Annotated in this window: 1 protein-coding gene; it reads right to left on the reverse strand. The window is 62.4% G+C overall.

Annotation, left to right across the window (positions count from 1 at the left end):
* Positions 1-33: 33 nt before the first annotated feature.
* Positions 34-1,650, reverse strand: coding sequence for an AAA family ATPase (locus OHB12_RS20935; protein ID WP_327110280.1), 1,617 nt, complete (start codon positions 1,648-1,650; stop codon positions 34-36).
* Positions 1,651-1,666 lie beyond the last annotated feature (16 nt).

Raw genomic sequence — 1,666 nt, forward strand, 5'->3', positions numbered from 1 at the left:
GCACCCGGGCCGCGGCTTCCATCCGCAATGCCGCTAACTCGGTGTCCACCGTTCGGGGAGACCCTCGAAGTCGCTGTAGACCGTGTTCAGATCGATCAACAGGATGTCATCGGCGCCACCGGTTCGCTGCGCGGGATCGGTACCGAGGGCTCGCAGATTCTCATCGAATCCCGCTCCGCTGTAGCAAGCGAGGACGACCCGGCTCGTGTCGTATCCCTTGGCCGACAACAACTCCCGCGCGCGGCGAAGCCGGTCCAAGTGACCGACAGTCATCGTGCGGTCCCACGTGACCTCGCCCAACGAAAGAACACAGCGCGGCTGTCCGGGCTGCTCAGGAGCCAGCACCGCGACATCGACCTGGATCTGCCGTTTGTCCCGTGGATCATTGATCGTCGCGGCGGCCACCTGCCCGGGAAGTTCGCCGAACACCTCGGGGCCGACAGACATCGCCCAGTCCCGGCAGATCCCTTCGAAGTGCGGACCGACCACCTGAGACAGGAATGTTGCCTGCGAATTGCGCCATGCCGCTTCCTGGTTCCCGCGTTCCAGCCGTGTCCACTCCCGGCGCATCACGGCTTCGTAGAACACGATCAGCGGCTCAGCGACCCGATACACGGACTTACCTCGATTGAACGGATCGGCTTCCCGCGTGATCAGCTGGGAATCCTCGAGCACGGACAAAGGATGCCCGATATCGGTTGAACCGCGCCCGATCATGTTCGCGATGCTCCCACGCGTCGTGTGACCACCCGAAATAGCACCCAAGACAGCATGATACAACGCAACATCTCGAATCTCCGTCTCCTCCGCCAACAGATATCGGGCCTCCCGGAAGAGTGGAACCTGTGGGTTGAGCACCGTCCGCAACACCCACGAATCGAAGTCCGCCAATGAATCCGGTGCATCGCCGGCGACAAATTCTCGCCGGTACGCGGGCGTGCCTCCAACGATCGAATGCACCAGCACTGCCAACCGCGGATCATCGATACCCCAGAACCGCGCAGCCTCTCGGTAGCCCAGAGGGCGGACAACCAACTCCATACTGGCCCGACCCCGCAGCGGCGCACTGCCAGAGAGCAAACGTCCCATCACCGACATCGCCGAACCACACAACAACAGTCGCGATTTCGCTCGGCGGGCAGAACCGCGAGGATCCAACGCACGCTGCAGCAACGACGGCAATGAAGGACTGGCCTTGGTCAGATACGGGAACTCGTCGATGACAACAAGCCCGCCACCGACAACGGCGAACAGGCGCTCGAGCGCCTCGTCCCAATCACGAAAGGTGTACCGCCCGCCGCCCGCATACGCCGCGACAGCCTCACCAAACCCCGCCAAAGCCTCAATCTCTGTCGCATCGGTCGCCGTGTAGAAAAACCCGCCGACTGCATCAACGAGCGCGTCGAGCAGGAAGGTTTTGCCCTGACGCCGCCGGCCACTGACAATGCCCAACCGTACATCCGGACTCGGCGACGCCGCGAAACGAACCAGCCCAGCCCACTCGCGGTCTCGGTCGAAGACGGCATCGGGCTTCGAAACAGGCTTCATGCATAGAACTATACTTCTAAGAAGTACACTTCTACTCTCGGCGCGCCGCCCGACCGATCCGGCGGTACCTGCTGGTGAGGAACACCCTTCGGTACTCCTCACCAGCAGATCTCAGTCG

This window comes from Nocardia sp. NBC_01730, assembly GCF_035920445.1.
Lineage (GTDB): Bacteria > Actinomycetota > Actinomycetes > Mycobacteriales > Mycobacteriaceae > Nocardia.